General features: G+C 63.5%; 5 protein-coding genes and 2 pseudogenes. 5 read left to right on the top strand and 2 right to left on the bottom strand.

What is annotated here, in order from left to right; all coding sequences use genetic code 11:
• Positions 1-144 precede the first annotated feature (144 nt).
• Together FL311_RS40460 and FL311_RS40455 are read left to right on the top strand one after the other, a co-directional pair.
• A pseudogene (locus FL311_RS40460) lies at positions 145-366 on the top strand (ISKra4 family transposase); the annotation flags it as partial.
• Positions 367-1,388: 1,022 nt separating this feature from the next.
• Positions 1,389-2,315 (top strand): hypothetical protein, encoded by a 927-nt coding sequence (locus FL311_RS40455; RefSeq protein ID WP_194869577.1) that lies wholly within the window; start codon positions 1,389-1,391, stop codon positions 2,313-2,315.
• A 41-nt stretch (positions 2,316-2,356) separates the two neighbouring features.
• Here FL311_RS40455 and FL311_RS46025 read toward each other — a convergent pair whose 3' ends face one another.
• Both FL311_RS46025 and FL311_RS45730 read right to left on the bottom strand, forming a co-directional pair.
• Positions 2,357-2,488 carry a hypothetical protein gene (locus FL311_RS46025; protein ID WP_255510405.1) on the bottom strand — a complete coding sequence of 44 codons (132 nt, stop codon included), beginning with the start codon at positions 2,486-2,488 and terminating at the stop codon, positions 2,357-2,359.
• Between the two features lie 5 nt (positions 2,489-2,493).
• A pseudogene (locus FL311_RS45730) lies at positions 2,494-2,622 on the bottom strand (ISKra4 family transposase); the annotation flags it as partial.
• A gap of 755 nt (positions 2,623-3,377) precedes the next feature.
• On the opposite strand from FL311_RS45730, the gene FL311_RS40445 reads away from it, so the two are divergent.
• From FL311_RS40445 to FL311_RS40435, 3 genes are all read left to right on the top strand, one after another.
• A complete protein-coding gene (locus FL311_RS40445) occupies positions 3,378-3,827 on the top strand; it encodes a transposase (RefSeq protein ID WP_141332974.1) in 450 nt (149 codons plus the stop codon).
• Positions 3,828-3,959: 132 nt separating this feature from the next.
• A complete protein-coding gene (locus FL311_RS40440) occupies positions 3,960-5,132 on the top strand; it encodes a hypothetical protein (protein ID WP_194869576.1) in 1,173 nt (390 codons plus the stop codon).
• A 102-nt stretch (positions 5,133-5,234) separates the two neighbouring features.
• A complete protein-coding gene (locus FL311_RS40435) occupies positions 5,235-5,561 on the top strand; it encodes a transposase (RefSeq protein ID WP_141332973.1) in 327 nt (108 codons plus the stop codon).
• The last annotated feature ends 183 nt before the right edge of the window (positions 5,562-5,744 follow it).

Raw genomic sequence — 5,744 nt, 5'->3', positions numbered from 1 at the left:
TCGATTCGCAAGGCCGAGAGTTTGACCAGCGGGAAGAAGGCGGCGAAGTAGCCCCCACCAGCGTCGTCATCCGGTGTTCGGCATGCTCCGGAATGGGTGTTCGGCTTGGACCGGACTCAGTGATCGGCATGGCCGGAATACGCAGCCGAGGCACGAGCGCAAGGGCTGCCCATTGGCAGCGGTAACGTGGAGGCCACCTGCAAGTCTCTCGTTGCCCTGCGCATGAAGCGTCCAGGCGCCCGATGGAAGGAGGACTCCGGCCAACACGTCCTCGACCTCCGTTCCCTGGTGCTCTCGGACCGCTGGGACGCCGCCATGAACCTCACGCTCGCGCCGCAGCGTGCGGAGGTGCGGCGCGCCGCCTGATCAGGATGGGCGCCACACCCCTCGTGGCGCGCATCGTGAGCGCGCCCCGTAGGGCGCAGGTTGGTGGGGGAGGTGCTGCAACGGAGGGGTCCGTCACAGCTCTTATGCCGATCACCGGGACGGACTTGCCATCTACGCAGTACGTCTCCGGAGCCGGTCGAGCCCACTCCGACTAGTGGTGACTATTTCGCCGGCCGAATTCTCTCAACTTCCGCATGGATAGCCTGTCTGCCGCAATCTCGTACCTCCGAAAGGGGGCGGCCGGCGTGGCCCGTTGCTGCCCAGAGCCGCCAAAGCTCCTGTCTGCTTCGCCCCCGCTCACTGCGGGTGCTCGGCATCACCGGTACCGGTGTTCAGCATACCCTGAATGCCTGCTCGGCATGTCCGGAACGGCTGCTCACCTTGCTTCGGAATCGCTGCTCACCATGCCCCGGAATACGCAACTGGGAATGCTGCACCTCGCGCTGGGCATCATCACCTAGTTCCACGCGCCCCTACCGAAGTAGGCTCATTCAACCGGCGTAATCCTCTCCGCGTCCAGTATCCAACACCCAGCCAGTGCCTTGAACGCCCCTCCCTCCCGCTCGCTGAGTATGAGCGTGGTATAGTCCCAGAGCTTACCACGGAGGCAACGCAGAATATGGGTCCACCGTAAAGCTGGCTTCGCACTGCGAAACCATTCGGGCCTCCTTGGAGACTGAGGTCTCACTCAACCCACCGGCAATGCGCCGAGCAGTCCCGCTCCAAAACCGACGCCCAGCCCGACTCAACAGACAAAAACAACCACCCCAACCATAATCAAGCAGCGATGACACTGAAAGATTTTGCAAGAAGAGCCATATCAAGCCCAGGTCTCAGAGCGATTGGCTATACACTGGCAAGCTTCGCAATCGTAGTTCTGCCCAACATCAACACCAGCCTTCCAGAGCACATCCGCCCCCCCCATAATTCTGATTGCGGGCCTCGTTGCTGCGCTATTCATCGGCGCAAGTGAGTACAGGAATCAGTCCAGCCATAATAGAATGATTTCCAATTGGGACAACCTGGTCTCAAAGATCCTGGCAGGAAGAGTGGCCTTGGCGCAGTTGTTTTTCAATGAGCTTTTCTTCAAGGATCATTCCGTTGACAGCCAATTAGAGACAGGTCCCAATCAGAGAGACATTAGCGTTAGTATCTACCGCCACTCAAGTGGAGACCTCATCCCAATCTATACAAACGAGTCAAACAAAGAGCCGGTCGAACTACAAGCATACGAGGGCCTTCCCGGCATCGTTAAAGCAGGCCTTGCCTACGAGCCTTCACGATGGGGCGAGAGTCCGACCAAACGAAACACGGTAGTATTCAGATGGGGGGCAAAGCTGAACGATCTCACGGTGCTCAATCCCAAGAAAAACGCCAACAGTAAAGCGGGAAATCTCGCACAAAACGGCAAGCGCTTCGTCGCGGCAACCGCATTTAAGTATCGCGGGTTTCAAGGGATTCTCGTCATTGCATCCGGTCGGATTCCTGACGCGCTCGTCCTAGGCGGACGAGAGATCAGTATGGATGAGATTGAAGGCAACCTCGATGGCGAGGCTGCTCTTTGGGTGAAGCAATGCGCACGACGCATGCGCCTAATGGCTCAAGCATGTCGACAGGTAATGCGACTGTCACAGTCAGCTGCCAATGGTACTCCTGACACGTTCAATCTCGGAGAGAACTACCGGGCGGATACCGTGACGCACGTGGGCGCACTTAAGTTCTCGAACTTAGGTTACATGGAAGCCGAGTGCGACGCCAAGGGGACCCACACACTCCAAGTCACTCTTGAGCCAAGTATTGCAACCGCTCCCTCAGATAGCGGCCCTTCCAAGAAAGAAAATCTCTTCCACCTTGAAAGCGCAAAAACCTCTATAGACACCAAAGCCTCTAGCGCTCCAGAGACAAAGCCAGCGAAGGCGCACAAGTAGCGACTCTGCGGACACTAAATGGGGTGTGGCGCCCATCCTGATCACGCGGAGTGCTGCACCCCCGCGCGCAGCGGCGCGAGCGTGAGGGTCATGGCGGCGTCCCAGCGCTCCGAGAGCACCAGGGCGCGCAGGTCCAGGATGTGCTGGCCGGACTCCTCTTTCCATCGAGCCATCGAGCGCCCGGGCGCTTCAGGCGCAGGGCGACTAGCGACTTGCAGGTGGCCTCCACGTTGCCGCTGCCGATGGGCAGTCCCCGCGCTCGTGCCTCGGTGTAGTGCATCCGCTCGCCGTGGTTCTCCAGGTAGGTGAGCGCCTCGTGCACCGGCCCAACGGTCCCTCTTTGATATGCAGAGGGCGGGGATGGCCTCGACGAGGAGGCCCATCAAATCGGGCGGGAAGTGGAAGGTGATGTCCATGGCTGCCGACGCCCACGATAGGATCGGCCCCCGACACCTGAACAGATCTGTACGGATTCTGTACGGACCGGGCCGGTGACGAGCGAACGCCAGCGACGGCCAATGGTCAGTAAGAATAAGGGGTTACGGCCAAGGGTTCAGAAGGTGAGGGGCAGGGCCGGGATTATGAGACCGCCGCTCTAACCAGGTGAGCTACCTGGCCACAAAGTGACGCCCGTATAGCGGGACAAGGACGCCGCCGCAAGGACTTCGACGCAGGGAGGCTCGGGATGAGCGCCCGAGGCGGACTGTCGGTCCTGGCTCATGGTGGATGGCGCTGGCAGCAGGGCCTCCCGCGCTCCGGGCTTCAGGTCGTGACTCCTGGGCTCTGCGAGAGCGTGAGACCGATTCTCTGGACCGCCCGCCAATCGACTCTCCGAGGTGGAGCGCCGCATCCTGGGGGGAGGCAACTCTCAGTGGTCACCCAGAACCGGCCAATGAAGTTCCCCTGAGAAGCGGCCAAAGGGGAGGGCCGAGACGTTGACGCCCGGGAGGAGTGGGGCCTCATCTGCGCCACCCACAACCTTCTCAAGCTCTTCCGCGCGACGGCAGCGTTGGGGGTAGCCCAGTTCCGTAGACACCCGAGATGTGATGGACGGAGCCCGGGATGTCCGCGAACGAGGAGAAGCAGAAGAAGCCCAGCAGGCCGCGCCGTGAGTGCTCGGCGGAGTTCAAGGCTGGGGCGGTGACGCTGGTGCTGGTGGAGGGTAAGTCCCTGCGGCAGGTGGCCCGTGACCTGGACCTGACGGAGTCGGCACTGCGGCTGTGGGTGGAGCAGACGAAGACGGACCAGGGTGAGGGCAAGCCGGGTGCGCTGACGACGGCTGAGCGCGAGGAACTGGCTCGGCTGCGCAAGGAGAACCGCGAGCTGCGACTGGAGCGGGAGATACTAAAAATGCAGCGGCCTTCTTCGCGAAGGAGATGGAGTGAAGTTCTCCTTCATCGACGCGAAGAAGGCCTGCCTCCCGGTTGCCTCCCTCTGTCGTCACCTGGGCGTCTCGCGCAGTGGCTACTACGCCTGGGCGAAACGGCCCGAGTCCGCGCGAAAGAAGAGTGACAGGGCACTCAGCGTCGACCCCTGCCGCTGCATGGAGCGCCGTTTCTTCAGGCTCCCAGGGCAAGGTGAGTCTGCTCTGGAATTCCATGGACTTCGACCCTCAAGATGGGGGGCCATGACGCGGAGAAGAGCATGACGCTGCGCTGGGAAGCAGTGGTGCTGCTGGTCCTGGTGGGCACGGGTTGTGCCACCTCGCGGGTGGTGCGCCTGGACACGGGCGAGGGCCAGCCCATCATCTACACGCCGCGCGCGGACGCGGAGCCCGTCGAACTGGACGAGGACGAGTTCGCGGAGGCGGTCCAGAAGCTGGCGCGCACCGCGCCTCTTTCCTCTCGGCCAAGGGAAGCGGCGTTGAGGCTGTTCAACCTGGGCCAGCCCCGCGCTTCCTCTCCTGTGCGCGGGCGCCTGGGACTGGTCTCCGTCGAAGATCCGCAGCGGGGCCGGCTTCTCGTGACTGAGGAACCGGACGCGGAAACAGAGCTGGCGAGCGCCTACGGACGCTGGTGCCAGCGCCAGAAGAAGGTCCGGGACTGCCTGCACCTGCTGGACGAGGACGTCACCCTGGACGAGGAGGGCAAGCGCACCCTGGCCTTCCGGCTGGCCCTGGACTTGGTCTGGGACGAAACGGCCGAGGCGCTGGGCGAGCTGACGGACAAGGAGGCGATGGTGACGATGCTCGCCACAACGGGAGCTATCTACTTCGGCTTGTGGCTGGTGCCCGACCCGGTGCTTTCAAAGGGCATCGCCGCGACCCTGACCGTCGTGCTGATTGGCTACCTGGGCTGGGACACGGTGTGGAGCCTGGTGAAGGGCTGGAGGGTGCTGGCGCAGGAGGTGGAGGCGGCGACCACCTTCGATGAGCTACAGGACGCAGGAGAGAAGTACGGGAAGGTGATGGGGCAGAACGCGGCGCGGGCGTTCATCATGCTCGCGATGGCGGCGCTGGGCAGCACGGCGCAGACACTGGCGACGAGGGTTCCCACGCTCCCCGGCTCCGCGCAAGCCTCGCTGGTGGGGGCGGGGCAGGGCGGCTTCCGGCTGGCGGCGGCGGGACAGGTCACCTCGGTGGCGGTGGCCCCGGGAGGCGTCATCACCATTGCACTGGACCCGGAGGCTGTCGCGGAGACGGCACGCGGCACGAGTGCCGTGGCGTCCGAGCCGTTGGCGACCTCGGCCCACGAGCACCACATCGCCACGAACAAGTGGTGGGACTCCACCAACCTGGGTGGCCCGTGGTCGCCCAGGTTCCAGAAGCTCTTCAATCGTAACTCCTCGCCGGAGCCCGTCGTGACAAGTGAGGCATGAGGTGAGGAGGTTGTCGCTCCACGACAGGGGAGCGAGTGAATGGACCTGGAGCAGATGAGGGAGGCGTTGCGAGCGCAGGTGAAGGCTCGAGCGGGAGTCGGAGTGAAGCTGCGATTCGACGAGTCCTTCCGAGCGCAGGCGGTGGAGTACGTGAGGGGCCGGCAGGCGCAAGGGGTGACGCAGGAGGCGGCGGCCAAGGAGTTGGGGATGTCCTCCTGGACGTTGTCGCGGTGGCACCAGCAGGTGCGGCGAGGCGCAGACAGTCCAGCGGGAGGAAAGCAGACGTCGCGGGTGTTCCGCCCCGTCGCGGTGAAGCGCGAGGCGGAGACGGAGACGGAGCGCCTGGTGGTGCACGCTGCCGGGGGCGTGCGAGTGGAGGGGCTGACGCTGAAGCAGGTGGCGCGGCTGCTGCGGGAGTTGGGGGGATGATTGGAGCCACCCGGCGGCTGGCGGTGTACGCGTATGGGCAGCCGTGCGACATGCGAAATTATGCCGAGTCCGGCGTTATGCGGAGTTGAGGGGCATGCCGCGCGCCAGTCCGAGGAGGAGACCGGCGCGGCGGCTCCGCATAATCATGCCCCTTTCCGCGAGGGCCGCAGCGAGGCGAGCAGC

This window comes from Myxococcus sp. AB025B (genome assembly GCF_006518215.1).
Taxonomy (GTDB): Bacteria; Myxococcota; Myxococcia; order Myxococcales; family Myxococcaceae; genus Myxococcus; species Myxococcus fulvus.
This window is presented reverse-complemented; position numbering and strand designations above follow the sequence as displayed.

Excerpts from the sequence above, each read along its gene's own strand:
- FL311_RS40440 (WP_194869576.1), top strand. The coding sequence starts at position 3,960 with ATGACGCTGCGCTGGGAAGCAGTGGTGCTGCTGGTCCTGGTGGGCACG.
- FL311_RS40445 (WP_141332974.1), top strand. The coding sequence starts at position 3,378 with ATGTCCGCGAACGAGGAGAAGCAGAAGAAGCCCAGCAGGCCGCGCCGT.
- FL311_RS46025 (WP_255510405.1), bottom strand. The coding sequence starts at position 2,488 with ATGGCTCGATGGAAAGAGGAGTCCGGCCAGCACATCCTGGACCTGCGC.
- FL311_RS40455 (WP_194869577.1), top strand. The coding sequence starts at position 1,389 with ATGATTTCCAATTGGGACAACCTGGTCTCAAAGATCCTGGCAGGAAGA.